This window comes from Lentilactobacillus sunkii DSM 19904, assembly GCF_001435575.1.
GTDB lineage: Bacteria > Bacillota > Bacilli > Lactobacillales > Lactobacillaceae > Lentilactobacillus > Lentilactobacillus sunkii.
On record NZ_AZEA01000006.1, the window covers coordinates 13,041 to 30,665 of the forward strand.

11 protein-coding genes are annotated in these 17,625 nt (G+C 40.9%); 8 read left to right on the plus strand and 3 right to left on the minus strand.

The features are described from left to right. The first annotated feature begins 306 nt into the window (after nt 1-306). Both FD17_RS05495 and gnd read left to right on the plus strand, forming a co-directional pair. Nucleotides 307-2,901, plus strand: coding sequence for a YfhO family protein (locus FD17_RS05495; protein WP_057824419.1), 2,595 nt, complete (start codon nt 307-309; stop codon nt 2,899-2,901). A 229-nt stretch (nt 2,902-3,130) separates the two neighbouring features. Continuing rightward, nucleotides 3,131-4,033, plus strand: coding sequence for a phosphogluconate dehydrogenase (NAD(+)-dependent, decarboxylating) (gnd, locus tag FD17_RS05500; protein ID WP_057824421.1), 903 nt, complete (start codon nt 3,131-3,133; stop codon nt 4,031-4,033). 329 nt (nt 4,034-4,362) lie between these two features. On the opposite strand, the gene FD17_RS05505 is transcribed toward gnd, so the two are convergent. Then, the gene (locus FD17_RS05505; protein WP_057824423.1) at nt 4,363-5,205 is read right to left on the minus strand and encodes an AraC family transcriptional regulator; all 843 of its coding nucleotides are present in this window, start codon (nt 5,203-5,205) and stop codon (nt 4,363-4,365) included. A 510-nt stretch (nt 5,206-5,715) separates the two neighbouring features. On the opposite strand from FD17_RS05505, the gene FD17_RS05510 reads away from it, so the two are divergent. From FD17_RS05510 to FD17_RS05535, 6 genes are all read left to right on the plus strand, one after another. Beyond that, a complete protein-coding gene (locus FD17_RS05510; RefSeq protein ID WP_057824425.1) occupies nt 5,716-7,311 on the plus strand; it encodes an MFS transporter in 1,596 nt (531 codons plus the stop codon). Between the two features lie 44 nt (nt 7,312-7,355). Beyond that, nucleotides 7,356-7,718, plus strand: a complete 363-nt coding sequence (locus FD17_RS05515) for a hypothetical protein (protein WP_057824427.1) — start codon at nt 7,356-7,358, stop codon at nt 7,716-7,718. A gap of 137 nt (nt 7,719-7,855) precedes the next feature. Next, on the plus strand, nt 7,856-9,916 hold the full coding sequence (locus FD17_RS05520; RefSeq protein ID WP_235803177.1) for a glycosyl hydrolase 115 family protein: 2,061 nt from the start codon (nt 7,856-7,858) through the stop codon (nt 9,914-9,916). Nucleotides 9,917-9,963: 47 nt separating this feature from the next. Beyond that, on the plus strand, nt 9,964-10,782 hold the full coding sequence (locus FD17_RS05525) for a sialate O-acetylesterase (protein WP_057824432.1): 819 nt from the start codon (nt 9,964-9,966) through the stop codon (nt 10,780-10,782). Between the two features lie 154 nt (nt 10,783-10,936). Further along, on the plus strand, nt 10,937-11,959 hold the full coding sequence (locus tag FD17_RS05530) for an AraC family transcriptional regulator (protein WP_057824434.1): 1,023 nt from the start codon (nt 10,937-10,939) through the stop codon (nt 11,957-11,959). Between the two features lie 439 nt (nt 11,960-12,398). Beyond that, complete coding sequence (locus FD17_RS05535; protein WP_057824546.1) at nt 12,399-15,071, plus strand: family 78 glycoside hydrolase catalytic domain; 2,673 nt, start codon at nt 12,399-12,401, stop codon at nt 15,069-15,071. Nucleotides 15,072-15,315: 244 nt separating this feature from the next. On the opposite strand, the gene FD17_RS05540 is transcribed toward FD17_RS05535, so the two are convergent. Both FD17_RS05540 and FD17_RS05545 read right to left on the minus strand, forming a co-directional pair. Continuing rightward, entirely contained in the window at nt 15,316-16,623 is a 1,308-nt protein-coding gene (locus FD17_RS05540; protein ID WP_156653608.1) for a PstS family phosphate ABC transporter substrate-binding protein, read from the minus strand. A gap of 316 nt (nt 16,624-16,939) precedes the next feature. Next, nucleotides 16,940-17,602: a GntR family transcriptional regulator gene (locus FD17_RS05545; protein WP_057824438.1), complete on the minus strand. Its 663-nt coding sequence runs from the start codon at nt 17,600-17,602 to the stop codon at nt 16,940-16,942. Between the last annotated feature and the right edge of the window lie 23 nt (nt 17,603-17,625).

Consider the following 17,625-nt stretch of genomic DNA (forward strand, 5'->3'; position numbering starts at 1 on the left):
TTTCTTCGTATGTGTGTGATCCCCATGAGGACGGCCATCCCCGTGGTAATTTAATGTCATTAAAAGAATGGATTTATTCGATATATTTTGGAAATAGTCTTAATATCATGACAAATTGACCAGAAATTGCTTGTTTGTTACAAGTTAAGGGGGTTAAGTGTAACAAAACATCTAATTTCTTTAATAGTTGGTAAAACAAGTTGGCTATATTAACAGTGTGATTGTGTGAAAAGCTATAATTAAGCATAGATATAGCAACTCGGTGACTTTTTCGGCCACTGGGAATTCATTTTGGGGTGGATGCATATGCTGTTACAGCGTGGCCGTCATGCGAAACGTAACTTCTATATATTAGCGGTACTGATTCCAATCTTATTGGTCAGTGCTTTATTTGTGATGATCGGGATTGCACCTTTTGGGCCCCACAATCTGCTGGTCAGTGACCTTTCAACTCAATATTTACAATTCTTTTCTGAATTAAAGCGCCAACTGACCCACTTTTCATTTTCAGGATATTCATTTCTGATGTCGCTTGGTGACAATCTGGTGCCAATTTATGCTTACTATTTGTTGAGTCCACTGAACATCATTACTTTGTTCTTTGGGAATGCCCAGCTTCCAATTGCCATTGATCTAATCATCTGGATCAAGCTCATCTTGTGCTCAATTAGTATGAGCTGGTTTCTCGCCAAAAAGTACCAAGCCTATGATTTGATGGCCGTATATGGCGGCGTGGCATATGGCCTCTGTGGTTTTGTCTCGATGTATTTCTACGATCTGATGTGGCTGGATGCTTTGATCTGGCTGCCGGTAATGGTTTATGGCTTGGAAAAGCTGTATTACAGGGGCAAACCTGCGATTTACATCATTGGGCTGATCGCAATCATCATGACCAACTTCTACATGGGATATATCATCTGCATCTTTAATGTCTTATATTTGGCCTTTTTGATAAAGAAAAATCAACCATTCAACCTCACGTTCACTCAGAACCTGGATGCCAACCGAAGCAAAATTATCCGGTTTATCTGGTATTCATTACTTTCGGCGATGTCAGCAGCTGTTGTGCTGATACCAACTGCAATTAGCATGTTGGCAACTGGCAAGAAAAATTTATTGAGTGCAAACTTTTTATTCAAGGGAACTTTCGGTCTCAGTTTTCCGGTCAATCTGGGTGTTGGCGGAAACGACTTTGCCGGCCGACTGGTCCATAATCCCAGCTTTTTCACTGGTTCACTGTTCATTATTGGTTCAGTCGTCTACTTCTTTTCCAAATTCATCAGCAAGCGGGATAAGCAGGCGGCCGGAATATTGATTGGCGGCATTTTTGTTGGGATGTGGTTTCTACCATTTAACACAATCTGGCACATGATGCAGCAGCCGGCCGGCTTTCCGTTCCGAATGGTTTTTCTCTTCAGCTTTGCGATTATCATGATTACATATGAAGGATATCTTCAGGGGATGTTTGCCGAAGAAAAGCTGTTGATTCGTTCATCAATCGGGATTGCTGCTGCCATTTTGATTGGCTATGTTTTTGCTAACATTGAAGGTCAGAAACTGATGGAATTTCGCTTTGACATTCCCCAATTATCCGTGCGGAACATTGTCTTTGCCTTTGTTGCCGGATTTATGATTGTGACGACCATTGTCATGATTGGGGTCGGTAAGCATCAGCGGATCAGTACAATCCTTCTTGGGTTTATTTTGGCTGCAGAGCTTGGACTGAACTTTATGATTGCGACAGATGGCGCACCATTTGGGAATCAAAAAGATTTTGAACAGACGTATGCCCAATCAACGAAAAAAATCGGCGCTGTTGAGAAACGATACCGATCGGATGATGGCTTTTATCGTTTTCTGGTGATTAATAAGCCGTTCCGAAATTTGTTCAAGGTTCCTTATAATGGATACAACGATTCGTTCCTCTATCGAAATCACGGCATCAGCTCATACAGCTCAACGTTAAACGCCAATACTCACCATGTTCTGGGCGACCTTGGATTTTCCACAAGAAATATTCGCAGAATTGATTTACTTGGTGGAACGACCATTACCAATTATTTCTTTGGCTTGAAATACTTCTATTTCATTGGAAATCAAAGCCAGCATTTGATTGTTAGAAAGCAGACTTCCGGACTTGGATTCATGGCAAATGACCAGATTCAACATCTTAAGCTAAAGCGGGACCGGACTTTTGACAATCTGAATCACTTTGTGCAGGCAGTTTCCGGCACCAACAAACAATATTTGGTTAAACCAACGATTGTCAGTACTGCAAAATATGTCACCCGAGACTACTTTGGGTATAAAGTGCAGTTTATGGCTAACACCAAGGGACCTCACTATTTGTATATTCCGAGAACACGGCTGATTGGTGTGTCGTTTTACGTAAATGGGCAAAAATTATCCAATCTATATAGTGGGTTGGGAACTGAAATGATCCCAATGGGTTACATGCAAAAAGGGCAGGTCTCCACGGTTACAATTCATGCCAATAAAGAGCTGTCGAAGATTCCCCAAGACCTGAGCGGAATCAATATGACCAATTTGAGACGCGTAGAAGCTTATCAAAATACCCACAAATTCAAGTTGCAGCAGCCAAATCAACTTAATGAACATGGGGCTCATTTTAAAGGTCATGTTAATGTGTCAGGCAGGGCGAAGACATTGGTGCTTACAATTCCGTTCGATAAGGGATGGCGGGTTAAAGTGGACGGTCATCAACAAGCAGTCAAGAAAGCTGCCGGTGGACTGGTCGGCGTTCAATTGTCGCCCGGTCGACATGAAATTGCCTTTAATTATCATATAAAGGGGCTCTTGGCAGGCGCCCTTGTAACGCTGGCAGGCCTGCTGGGACTATGTGGTACTGCAGTTTGGCGGCGCTTTCAGCAAAAACTGTAAATCATTTTCAACAAACGCCGTTGCCGGTGATATGGGTAATGGACTGACAAGATGATTAATAATCCTAATGTAGCAGTGTTTGAAAAGGATGCTTGTCTGTCTTTTTCAGAATTATCAATCTTTTTGAAAATAATTATCAATAATGCTTGCGAAAATTCTTTTCAAAATATATAATATGTTTGTAGTCAAGTAACTAACTAATATATAAGACGAAAGAGGTACAATTATTATGCAAATTGGTATGATTGGTCTCGGAAAAATGGGTCTTAACCTTGTTAAGAACATGATCCGTAACGGTAACGAAGTTGTTGCATTTGATTTGGACGAAGCAAACATCAAATTAGCTCAAGAAGCCGGTGCAACTCCAGCTTCAAGCAACAAAGATCTTGTAAGCAAGTTGGATGCACCACGCACTGTCTGGATCATGGTTCCAGCAGGCAAGCCAACTGACTCAACTGTTACTGAACTCGTTGGCCTTCTTTCAAAGGGTGATTACCTCATTGATGGTGGTAACTCATTCTATCAAGACTCAATTCGTCATGGTAAGATTGCTGAAGAAAAAGACATTAACTTCTTCGATTGTGGTACTTCAGGTGGTAAGAACGGTGCCCTTAATGGTGGTAACTTCATGATCGGTGGTACCAGTGCTGAAGCATTTGAACACATCAAGCCATTATTCGAAGGAATTTCACAAAAAGACGGCTACCTTTACACTGGCAAGCCAGGTTCAGGTCACTACTTGAAGATGGTTCATAACGGTATCGAATACGGTATGATGGAAGCCATCGGTGAAGGATACGACGTTTTGGACCACAGCCCATACGACTATGACAACGAAGCAGTTGCCAAAGTTTGGGTAAACGGATCAGTTATCCGTGGATGGCTCATGGAATTGGCCCAAGAAGCATTCGCAAACGATGCCAACTTGGATCAAATCAGCGGCAAGATGTTCTCATCAGGTGAAGGTAAGTGGACTGTTCAAGAAGCCCTTAAGCAAGGCATCCCAGTTCCAGTTATCACTGATTCATTGTTCGCACGTAACCGTTCAATGGAACAAGATACATTTACAGGTAAAGTCGTATCAGCATTGCGTCACGGATTCGGTGGCCATGCGATGGATATGAAAAAATAAGAGTGCAACAAAGCCCGGTTAACCCCGGTGTATAAGGAAAGAAGGTCAATGATGAACTTGTTCATCGTTGACCTTCTTTTCTTATACATTAGGGGTTGGGCTGCAGGCGCACGTTTCCGCTAAATAACAGTAAAGCTGAGGTCAGGGCTGTAGCCGAGTAGGCTAGGCAGGCTTTCGGCCGGTCGTCGGAGCTGTCCTTAAAGGCCGACTAAATCAGAATAGATGCTTAAATATCTAACTTATTCATGTTGATATGCAGTGTGACGACAAGCATTACCGGAATAACGGGTAGCGATGTGCGGATTATGCACATCGCTACCCGTTTGAATTTATCGTTGATACTTCTTCTTATACTTTCCAGGCGAAATTCCAACAATATTATTGAATGTTCGAATAAAATTACTGTAATTTCCAAAGCCGGATTTTTCACAAACTAATGTCACGCTGGTGCCTTTTCGCAAGAGCTGTTTGGCAAGCTCAATGCGCTTTTCAATGACATAACGGTGAATTGATAAACCCGTGTACTTTTTAAATGAACGGTCCAAGTAATTTGGATTCATAAAGAATTGATCAGCAAATGCAGACAAGCTTAGGTTTTTAGCCAAGTTCTCGTCTATAAACGATGTTACTTTTTCCAAAAACGGTGGCATAACATTTTTGGGTTGTTCTTTTACAGGTTGGATTTTATTTGCAAGAAGCAAAATTTGAGAAAGAAGAATTCTTATTTTGACATCATTTCCATAACTGTTTTTATTTAAGCTTGAAATAATTTGATCAGCAAATCCAATATAATCGTCTATAAAGTCCTGATCAGGATTAAGAATATTAACATCCTTAGCGCTACTGGTCTTAAAGCAATCGAACAAATTAGTTTTTGGGGTGGATAGTTCATCAATTAAGTTGACTTTGATATTTAAAAAAATTCTTTCATATGGGTCTGCATTTTTTGTAACTACGCGGTGCCACACGCCATTGGGAATGGCAATCAGATATCCCGGCTTTATCGGGAACGCTTTGTGAGGTGTGTAGAATGTGACATCACCTGAAATGAATAAAATGAGTTCAATATGATCTGTATGTTGATGAAAAGGACTGTCATGGTGCCGGCTTCTGTTATGGGAACAGACAATGTCGGTTGGAAGAGTTCCATCCAATGGTAAATCAATGATCATTAATGTCACCTACCTTTTTGCAATATTTCAGTATAGTATGCCGGTAATCGACTTATTCAATACGAGTGGAATCTCGCCATTTTTGAGCAATAGTGAACGTTACATGCCAGATGGCACTTATTATAGTCCGCTAGGGTATAAAAAACTTGACCATCGAATTGTTGGCGAATTGATTAGGTACATGACTTAAGGGGCTGGGAAAAGAGTTTCAGATCGAAATTTATCTGTATTCTAGTATATTACCTACGTTTTTGCAATATTATTGTCAAAATTTGCAAAGAATGTACCTTATAAAGCGTTTACAATTTTAGTTGTGGTAAAAGTTAACGCATTGTAATTTATTGGCCAGATTTAGCTATTATTTCTTTCGATACTTAGGATTGCTTATTCCAAGGATCAACGGTCATTTGATTGCAATGCATGAGATAGATACATTTGTGTCTGTCTTTACTTTTTACAGCAAGCTGTAAACGGATACAAAATTATATGTAATTTTTAGGAGGTTACAAAATGGACAGTCAAAAGCAAGTTGTTCACGATGGCTGGGATGAATATGCCAACAAACGGATTTATAAAAGTCGTGGAAAGATCGGAATTTGGCGATCACTAGGGTTTGGTGCATTTTCATTCTTTAGTATTTCGATGCAGGGATTAGTTGGTGCCTGGTTGATGTTCTTCTATACCACATTTGCCGGCTTAAGCGCTGGGCAAGGTGCCACGATCTTCTTAATCGGTCGTGTGGCCGATGCCATTGTTTCTCTGGTTATGGGTAACATTTCCGATAACATTTACAAGTACAAGCTCGGTCGGATGTTTGGTCGCCGCCACATTTTTATTTTAGCAGCGGCACCATCAGTTCTGATTGCTATTACAATGTGGGTTGCCGGAATGAATTTCTGGTACTACCTGATTACTTACTTGATCGTTACTGTTTTGATGTCAACCTTACAAATTCCTTGGGAGACATTACCAAATGAAATGACCAAGGACTTCAACGAACGGACTAAGATGTCGACTACCCGGATGGTACTTGCCGGATTAGGTGGAATGTTGACACAATTCGTTCCAGCTCAGTTATTCAAATACTTCCCAAAGACTTCACCAGAACCATACCTGTTGATGCAGGTTATTTTCTCAGTTGCCACCTTCTTCCTGGTATTGGTTACTTACCATACCACTTGGGAACATTTTGTTACCAAGGCAGAAGCTAAGAAATTGGAAGCTGAAGCGCTCGCTGAGAATAACGGCCAGAAGCCTAACTTGAAGTCTGAGTTAAAGAATTACTTCTCAACCTTTAAGATCAAGACTTTCCGTCTTCACATGGGTATTTATTTAAGTTCATACTTCGCAACAATTTTATTCTCAACAGTGTTCGTTTACTACATTGTTTATGTTTTAAAGATGTCAACTAGTGTTTCCGGATTCCTACAATCATTGAGTATTGTATCAATTCCAGTTACCATTATTGCTGGGTTTGCGGTTACCAAGTTCACCTATCGTTCACTTTATCTGTTTGGTTACTCATTAATTTTAGTGAGTGCTGCCAACTGGGCATTCGTTGCTTTGACCCGTCCAGCCCACATGATGGTTTGGTTGATCGTTGGTATGTCATTCTATGAAGTTGGTCTGTACATCTTGTACTTCGCTCCATGGAACGTCTTCCCATTCATTCCTGATTTGGATACTTTGGTTACAGGTAAGAACCGTGCCGGATTATTTGCATCAGTTATGACTTTCATTAACCAAATCAGTCAAGGACTGGCATCAGTTGTTGCCGGATACTTACTTGACTTTGCACACTTCCGTCAGTCAGCCAGCGGTGCCGTTTCACAGCCTGCCAGTGCCACCAACATGATTATCTTCATTGTTTCCGGTGGTGTTGGTTTCATGATCTTATTGGCAATGTTCTTTGCTGCTCGTTTCCACTTAAGCAAGAAGACCTTTAAAGTTTTGGCTCAAGAATTGGGTCGTCTTCAAAAGGGTGGCAGCATGAAAGATGTTGACCCACATACCAAAGCAGTTTGTGAAGATTTGACTGGTGTTAAATATGATTCAATTGATTTCTGGAAGAAGAATGATCAATCAAAACAAGACGCTAAAGAATAATTTTGACTGATTGACTTCTACTTCTATAGAGGGGAGATATTAATATGGCTGATAGTAACAAATCAAGCTGGAAAGAAGCACTTAAGTCAAAAGATGCTTTTGCCGACTTTATCACTGATTACTTTAAAGAGCATAAAGAACTGACTGGTTCGTATGATATTCCATCATATTATGAACACTATACTGTTCATCTGGATAGTCATGACGGCATTGTTATCGCGCTGATCACTGGCGTTAACCAAGTGGGTGAAAGTGCTGCATCCGCGCTTCCATTCAAACAAAAAGAAACGATGAGCATCGAGGACTTTCGAAATTTGATTCTGCATAAGAAGTTTGCCGATCAAGACATGTCTCTTGCAGACGTATTTCAAACTGTTGCAGGTGTTCCGGATTCAGATGACAAATAAATTATCGTGTTATGAAACTGATTCATAGCTCGGCGACAAGGCGGCTATAACGAGGCAAATACCTTGCATAGCCGCCTTGTTGACATTAAAACCATGATTACTTCGAACTGGATATAGAATAAAGAAGCCATGAAAGGATGGAAATATTGTCTAATAAAGAATTTACAATCTCACAGGGGACAAAAGTTGTTGCCCAGGATTTACGTAATTCGGTACTAAAATATGCCTGCGAAATTCTTCAACGGGATGTCAACAAAGTAACTACCGAAAAAGATGTCGATAACGAAATCTATTTGACTGTTGATCCGCAAGCACCGGTAGACGGCGATGATTTTCAAATAGATCTTACATCTCCTGATAAGGTAACAGTTTCGTCAAAAACTTCACTTGGTGTGATGTACGGTGCCCTCGCAATTTCACGAGACATCTTGAAAATTGATGACTTTTGGTACTGGATGGATACAGTAGCACAGGTTAAAAAGACCATTGAGTGGACCAATTTTGACTTGCATCTTCCAGACTATCAAACAGAATATCGTGGCTGGTTTGTCAACGATGAACTGCTTCTTCGGGGATGGAACGATCATGATTCTCAACAGTATATTTGGCAAAGAGTCTTTGAAACAGCCTTACGAGTGGGATGCAATGTAATTGTTCCCGGAACCGACGTTCAATCGCAGGTTAACCGTCAGCCGGCTAAAGAATTTGGCCTGATGATTGCCCAACATCACGCTGAGCCACTTGGTGCCAAAATGTTTGCTCGTGAGTATCCGGACTTGGAAGCCTCATTCTTAAAGTATCCTGATTTGTTCAGAAAGCTTTGGCGCGATGCAATCAACGAACAAAAGGGAACCCCAACCATTTATAGTTTGGGATTCCGTGGCCAAGGCGACAAGCCGTTTTGGGAAGATGATACCAGCAGAAAATGGGACGACAAGGCCATCGCCGATGTTGTTAATGGCGTTATCAAAGAACAATATGACATGATTCAAGAATTGGATCCCGGTGCTCCAATGGCACTGAATGTCTATGGAGAATTGGCCGGTCTGTATAAGAAAGGATTGGTTGATGTTCCTGGTGACTTGATTGAAATCTGGGCCGATAGTGGTTATGGCAAAATGGTTTCAAGACGACAGGGATTAGATAATCCGCGTTCACCATTATTGGACATTCCAAATCCTCACAACCGTAAACGCGGCCTCTATTACCACGTTGCCTTTCATGACTTGCAAGCATCCAACTTCTTGGGATTACTTTCAAACAGCCCAGAATTTGTCTCATCAGAATTGATGAAGGCTCGAAGCAAGGGGCTTGATACACTTGAATTGGTTAACACAGGAAATATCAAACCACACGTTCTTTATCTACGAGAAGTTGCCAAGACTTGGGTAAAAGGATACAAGGCTCGCACCAATGATGAGATTCTTGATGACTATGTCAAACACTACTATTCAGAACATCAAAAAGAGATTGTGTCATTGTATGAGGATTACTGGAAATCCGTTGTTCAATACGGTACTCACTCAGACGAAACTGCCGGTGACGAGCTTTCCCCATTCTTAATCAGGCGGATTATCAAGACCTGGCTAAGCGGTAAAGACAAGCTGTCGGACGCAGGTTGGATTGTTGGCGATGATTCATTAGCTGATGGTGTTAAAAAGATTGATGGTATGATCACACCCAAACTTCCTAATTGGGAAAAATTAGTTGTAAACCTTAAAAAGTTAATGCTGGATCAAAACGAGCAGGATGCCAAGACACTTTATGGTGATTTATACTTGAGTACGCTTTATCAGGCAGACGGTCTCAAAGCACTGCATCTTGTCATTCAAGCCTATGAATTGTCAATGGCTGCAAAAAAGGACGACGATTACCTGAAGCCATTCCTGCTTGCTGATGAAGCTTACCACACGATGGACGAAATCAATTTTGCTCAGAGTCATCACAAATCAACAAAGTGGTATGACTTTTACAAGAATGATGGTTACGATGATATGCCACTTACAGCGATCAAGCTGCGGTTCTTGCGTCATTACCTAAGAACACTTGGTGATACTGCCGATGAGGATGACTGGGAACGTCGCTTCATCAAAGCACCTGGTGATGCCCGAGTCATGACACTTTGGACGATTGCACGAGAATTTTCTGATGATGATCTCGCAAAGAAATTACGTGAACGATTAATTGATAAGCTTTAACATGTTGGATTCATGCAAACCTGTCAACGATCAGAAGGGAGAAAGAAATGGAAACTGAACGTAAACCACTGACTGTCATTTCAGCCGGACAATCAAATATTGATGGTCGAGTTCCGATTGCGGAACTGCCAGATCCAATTTCATTACCACTAGCTGACTGTCACTACTGCAGTAACTACACACCAAAGCATGAGGAAGGGGTCTTCCAGGATTCAATTAAAGTGAGTGACCTTTCCGATAAGCGCTGGGGCTTTGACCTGGTAACCTATTACTATCTGACGAAGATAGCTCATTATGATTTGCACGTCATGAAATGTTCTGAAGGTGGAACTTCGGTTGCCCCAACCGGTGAAGGCGGCCATCAAGGCCATAATCATTGGACAACTCATATTGATCAGTTGGACAGCCCAAGTAATTCCTTGTTGCTTCAATTTAAGCAAATCATTGAAGCGTGTGAGAAAAATGCCAAGGAAAATTTGGATGTCAAAGCAATGATTTGGCATCAAGGCGAAGGTGATCGAGCTACGTTCTCACAAGAAGCGGCTGATAACTACTACCAGAACTTAAAGGATGTATTTGAGGCTTGCAGAAGCTATGTCAACAAGCCGGACTTACCGATTTTCTGTGGGACAGTTAGTCACAACTCTGAACAATATGATGCCAAAGTTGAAGCTGGGCTATTGAAAATTGCTAAGGAAGATCCAAATGTTCACGTGGTTGATATGCAAAAGGGAACTTTGCTTGATCAATTCCATTTCGATCCTAAATCCAGCATGTATTTTGGCAAAGCCATTTATAATGCTATGATCGATCAACATATTATTGAAGGCCCACATGCTGATATTGGTGAATATCGGGTATATTAATAAAAACGTAAAAGTGCTTTAATGATCCACTGATAGGGTGGTCATTAGAGTACTTTTGTTTGTCTGGCGATGTTATCAAAATAAATAGATAGGCAATTGTAATTTAAACGCGTTATCATACTATAAAAGCGTCTAAAAGGGGGAAACAGATAATATGCTCGATACAATCCTTAACACGCTGATGAAGCCGACAGAGTTGGAAAAAAAGCAACTTAAGAGTTTGGAATTTCATAACGACATGCCAATCGATGCGTATGATACGGCATTATCGCAGAAAGAACAGACACCGATTATTAGTGACGCGTTGTTCAAAAACAAGAATATTTATGTTAGCAAGCACAATCGCTATGCGCCATATCCAACTCATTCGCATACTTTTTTGGAGATCAATTATATGCTTCGGGGATCTTGTGATGAAGTGGTGGAGGGGCAAAAAGTTCATCTGGAGCAGGGGGATGTACTGCTTCTTGATGTCGGTAGCAAGCATTCGGTTGGGTATTTGGGCACCAATGATTTGTTGATCAACGTGTTGTTCAGAGATAAAGAAATTAACTTGGACTTGTTAAGCGACTTACGAAGCAGTAAAAGTGTTTTATATGAGTTCTTGTTGAACCGTCGGATTGGCGATGACAGTAAAATTCATTTTCTGATCTTCGGTCATGAAGACGAGAAGGAAGTTCAGGAAACATTGGATAGAATTATTGAGGAGTATTTCCTTGAGCGGGATTTCTCTGATACCATCATCAGCTCGTATTTATCTATTTTGATTGCTCAATTGGTTCGAAATTATAAGGTGGATATGAACAAACCAATGTCCAAGCCCCAACAGATTGCCGTTCAGATGCTTAAAGAAATTAATACCAATTACCAAGATATTTCCCTTGAAAAATTGGCTGCGAAATACGATTATAACCGCAACTATCTTAGCAATCTATTCAAAAAGGAAGTCGGCGACACCTTTTCAAACGTCCTCACAAAGCAGCGATTGATCAACGCAAACATCCTCCTTACGTCAACTACCCTACCAGTTGCCAAAATTATTACCAAGGTTGGGATCAAGAATCGGACATTTTTCTATAAGAAGTATATCAGTTACTATAAAGTAGCTCCGGGATCTAGCCGAAAAAAAGTTTCGAGTCCAGTTGAATTCACACAAGAAGACCGCCATAATCATTGATCGTTTGCTTTTTTACAGCGCAAGCGAACGATCAATGATTGAGGCTTTTTTAATTGTAACTGTGCATTATTAATGTTTTGGGCAGTGTGAAATGGTAACCCATCTTCTTTACACCTGTATCATATATACATATTTCGGTTGGCTAAGAAGAATTCAATAGTTGTCGAAAACTCCGTCAACTTGGCATGTCAAAGGCAACTGATAAGAAATTATCAGATTTTTTGAAAACGCTTTATTGACCAATTGTATATCACAAGATAAGCTAAAGAATGTTCATATATCAGTTTTATGCAATTGAAGAAATACGCTTCTGTTGATGGTTTGATATATGAATAAGTAATTTTAAATTAATTCACTAGGAAAACTCTCAGGAGGTATTATTGTGTCTACTAAACAACAGCAGTCTTTATTAATTCCAACCCACTTAAATGTGAACTTAATGCCATTTGCATATAACGTTGATCAATCCCCACAGTTTAGTTGGTGGGATCACAGCAACATCTCCAATAGTATTCAAACAGCCTATCAGATTGTTGTTTCCAAACGACTTCACCAGCTGATCAATCAAGAATTTGTCTTTGACAGTGGCTGGGTCGATTCTTCAAAAAACACTGGTGTTGTGGTTCCTGGGATTGAAAAGGATCTTAAAGCAGGCGAACTTTATTATTGGCAGGTTCGGGTTAAAGATAACTTTGGCAATGAAAGTGGGTTCTCACAACCTGACAAATTTATCTGTACAGATCCGCATGAATCGACACCTAAGAAGGGAATCTGGGCAAAAGCCACCCCTAAAAAAGACAATGAACTACCAAAGTTGGGCAATGTTGTTTTCATTCGTAGTCCTAAATTTAATATTAATATGAATAATGTCGACACTGCGATTGTTACAGCATTCTCACGTGGAAATGAACCGCTCTTTATCCAAGGGTTTGATCTCTTTGTTAATGGCACCAATGTTGGCGTTGGCTCAGCTCATCAGCAAGCTCATTACCTCGGATCTGATAAAACAGGTATTTACTATAACAAGTACGATGTAACTGAAAACTTAACCAGTGGCGAAAATGTCATTTCTGCACTGGCAACTGCTGAATCGGACAGAAAAGCTTTTTGGGCGAAGTTGGAAGTTTATCTAAATGATGGTTCAAAAAAACAAATTCTTCTCACTAATGATGACTGGAAAGTCTTGGACGGCAGTACCGCATTTGGTGATTATGGTGTGAAAATTCGAAGCATTTACTTCGGCATGATTTCGGAAAACGTTGACATGCGATACTATCCACAGAATTGGTCTGAGGTGGATTTCAACGATGATACATGGGACCAGGCATGGATTAATCCGGAACCTGCAATTTCTAATGATGAAGTTTTGATTCCATATCGAAGTCAAAACACCCATCGTTTCGAAACCAACGAACCCAGCAAAAAAATTATCAAGTTGGGTGAGCAGGATTATCTGATTGATCTTGGAAAAGAAATCATTGGAAGCCTAAAAGTTAATCTGAACAGTCCAATTGACCAACGAGTAACAGTATTAATGGGTGAGCAGCTTCAAGACGATGGTCATGTTCGTCATGAATTGGCTGCTGGACCGGACTATGTTGAAAACTGGACCTTTGTCAAAGGTTCCAACGAGTTCACAACGCTTCAGGTCAAAAACTTCCGTTACATTGAGTTGGTCGGTTTCCAAGGCGATTTACATGAAAACGATATTAATGGTTGGGCAATTGAACAGCCATTCGAGTCGCAAGAATCAAAGTTTGATAGTGATAATGACCTACTAAATCGTGAATACGAAATGTCAAAATATACAATCAAAGCGACTAACCAGGATGTGTATGTTGATTCTCAGGCTCGAGAAAGACGACCATACGAAGGCGACCTTTTAGTCAACGGGAATACCAGTTTTGTCGTTTCCTCAAATTATTCTCTTAACCGGCATAGTATGGATTATTTGATTGACAATCCAACCTGGCCGGAAGATTACAAGCTTTATAGTATTGAGATGGCTTGGCAGGATTACTTGTATACCGGAAATGATGAGTTTATGAAATCACGATATAAAGATTTAACATACAAGCTAAACCGAGGAAAGAATGAGGAAAGCTTTGACGGTGCTTCGGAGAGTTTTACCGGTTCACTGAAAAATACTAAAGGCGTTGACAACTTTGACGAAAAAGTCGGTTTGGTTACCAACGATGGCTTGATCGATTGGCCGATTCCAGAACGTGACGGCTTTGTCGAAGGGGAATATAACGCACCGTTCAATGCAATTTTCTATGGTGCATATCTGAGCATGAGCAAGATTGCTGAAGCCACCAGGCACACTGCCGATGCCGAACACTATCGCAGTCGGGCAGCTCGAATTAAGAAAGAAATGATTGACCGTTTGTACAACCCCGAAACCGGCCGTTTCTACGATTCTTTAAATGCCGATCTCTCAGTTAACAAGCATACAGCTCATCACTCTACCGCATATGCACTTTGCTACGGCGTATATGATGACCAGGCAATGGCTGATAAGATGAGTAAATTTGTGGCCAATGATGGTAAATTTGTCGGCAGCATTTACTTCATCTACTTCATGCTTAAAGGTTTGATTGACAGTGGGCACGCTGATGATGCAGTTCGCTTGTTGACGAACCCCGATGATCGTAAAGACCAAAAAACGTTTGCTGCCATTTTGAACACTTTGAAGGCTACCATTGCCCCAGAAGCCTGGAGCAATCACTACAAGCCAAATATGACAATGTCTCATCCTTGGGGTGCCACACCCGGGTTGACAATTGTCCAAGGAATTATGGGAATTAACCCAACTAAGCCGGGATTTGAAACGTTTAATGTTAAGATTCGTTCCGGGAACGTCCAGCACGTAAACGTTGAAACACCATCTTCAAAAGGAATCATCAAAGCCGCTTTGTCAGCCAATGGTGAAAAACAAATCGTTACCGTAGATGTCCCAATGAATTCAAAGGCCACTGTTATTCTTCCTGAAAATAGTGAATCGGTTGAAGTAACCTCAGGTAAGGGTAGAACTGATGCGATGTCCGAAGATTCCGTCCACATTGTCCTTGGTTCTGGCAAATATCGTATTTCGTATAAAGCAGAGAGCTAGAAGTCAGATACTAACTTGCAACAAGCATAGCTATAATCGGATTGAACACGAAATAGGATATTCAGATTTTTGATTTAGGGCCAAGAAACCACAAGGACATCGCTTGGTTTTCAGTGTGTGAGTTGGAGTGCTTTCTGAAGCTAATTGGATCGAATAAGAAATTTAATATGTTTAGCACAAAATAGAAGCTGGGACTTTTGTCCCAGCTTCTATTTTGTATCATTTGACAAATTAACACCAACATCTATTTAATGCCAACATACCCTGTGCGATCAATCAACTTCTGCCCCTGATTAGTTGTAAGCCAATCGATCAAACGCTGACTGTTCTGTGATGGATGGTCCCGGGTGATGGCATAGAAACTGCCAACCAGCGGATATTTACCGTTTCGGATATTAGCTGCGGTTGGGGCAACTCCATTAACTTTTATGACTTTAATCTTTTTATTCTGCTTCATTTGGGTCGCATAAAATCTGAACGAATAGCCAATGGCGTTTGAATGATTATTGTAGCCAGCCACTTCATCAATTAAGAATCCCATGCCATCGGTACTTTGATACCTCAAAGGCTTAACCAGCTTTTTGCCTTTCATGACCTGCTGTTCCATGGCCGTCTGGCTGCCGGAGCCCTCAGCTCTCTGGAAGGCCTGAATTGGGCTAAAATTACCGCCGACGTTGGACCAGAAGATCGTCTTGCGCTGGTAGATCGATTGAATTTGAGAGATCGTTAAACTGTTGACTGGATTTTTCTTATTCACAAAGAAAACAAAAGCTTCAGTCCCGAGCTTGGTCATCTTCAAATGCACGTGAGATTTTTTAGCCGCCTTCATTTGTACAGGTGAAGGTTGAGCCATGAAGCTGATATCAGATTTTTTATGGATTAAGCTATTGAAAGCTTTTGGTGTTGTATCAACACGGATTATCTTTTTAGCCTGCTTGGTGTTCATTCCTGAATAGACTGCCTGGGCCGCGGCTGAATATACTGGATAAAGGGCGGTTGCGCCATTTAACCTTGGGTAGTGTTGAGTGATCCGAAGCTTGGCAGGGGATCCCAGCTGGGCGAGTTGTTTGTTTTTCATGAACGGCCGATATTGTCTGAGGCTGAGCTCGCTGGACATCCCATAGTCTTGAGTAAATCGAAGGTCTGTCGCAAAGTGTTGATAGAAAGGCAGAAGACTGACGAGCACCAAGATAATCAGGGCACCAATTCTTCGATTATTCAATTTTGGCAGTTTGTGGATCTTAAGCTGATAAATCAACATGCCAATGATCGATGACCAGAACGTCCCGATGAACATCCAGCCCAAATTGTGGTAAAACATGAAGCCACCTGCGGCGATCGTTGATAGGTTATACGGAATAATTAAAAATGGATAGTAGATCGAAATTTGATAGAAATTGTAGCGGTTGACGATCAGGATAATTGAAAATATTCCGAAGTAATAAATGAACCCGATGACCAGTGCCCGAATTTCTTTTGAAAAATCTGAAATAGAAAGCTTACTGTTATACCGGTACCAATAAAGACAGTTCAACAGAAGAGCCGGAATCATTGCCCACCACCAGCCAAGGCCAAATGCCCCGGTGGAGCCGACGATGAGTGGCGAAACAATTAAAACACGAAATAACAGCCACCTCATGTTTTTACGATAAGATTTGTTTTTTGCGATGATGAATCCCCCTTTTAAAATATGAATGATTACTCATAGATATTTTAGCGTAAATGGAATGGTGTGACTCACTAAACATATGTTAGTTGATTGTAAACGTTGACTTGACAGCAAAACGAGGACTACCAGGATAAGCATGAGATCACTTATCTTGACAGTCCTCGTTTTTATATATCGATTATTTTGAAAATTTAATTTGTTAGTTCTTGAAATAATCTGGGTAGGCATCGACAACCTTCTGCTTTTCCAGCAACATCAAGTGCAGGTGTTGGGTAACCAGAAAGCTGAGATCATCGATATCTTTGTTGTTCACGGCATTAAAAATTGCCTGATGCTGGTTGGTAAGTGTATCCCAATCCAACTCGGTTTCCTTTAACCGCAAACGACGGAAGCGGTTCAACTGGGTGTTGTTAATCTGCAGCCAATTCCAAACAGTGTCTTTATCAACAACTTTATAAAAGGCATGGTGAAATTCCTGATCCAAATCAAAGAAATTGTCCGGCTCATTTTTCAAAGCCGTTTGTTGCTGTTGATCCAAATTCTTTTGGATTGCACTAATGTCGTCGTCAGAAATATTGACTGCAGCGTCTACCATGATTTTTGGCTCGATGCAGCTGCGAACAAAACGGGCATTTTTGGCATCTGCCATATCAATCTTGGTGATATAGGTCCCACTCTGAGGTATCACTTCGATCAAACCCTCACGCTCAATTCGAATGATTGCCTCTCTGACGGGGGTCCGGCCAAGGTTTAATTCTTGGGAAATCATTTTTTCCGAGATCTTTTGGCCCGGAATATAGTCAAAATGAATGATTCGATATTTAATTTCATTGTAAGCGTCGCTGCGCATATTATCCAACATAATAACTCTCCTTTAGATACCAT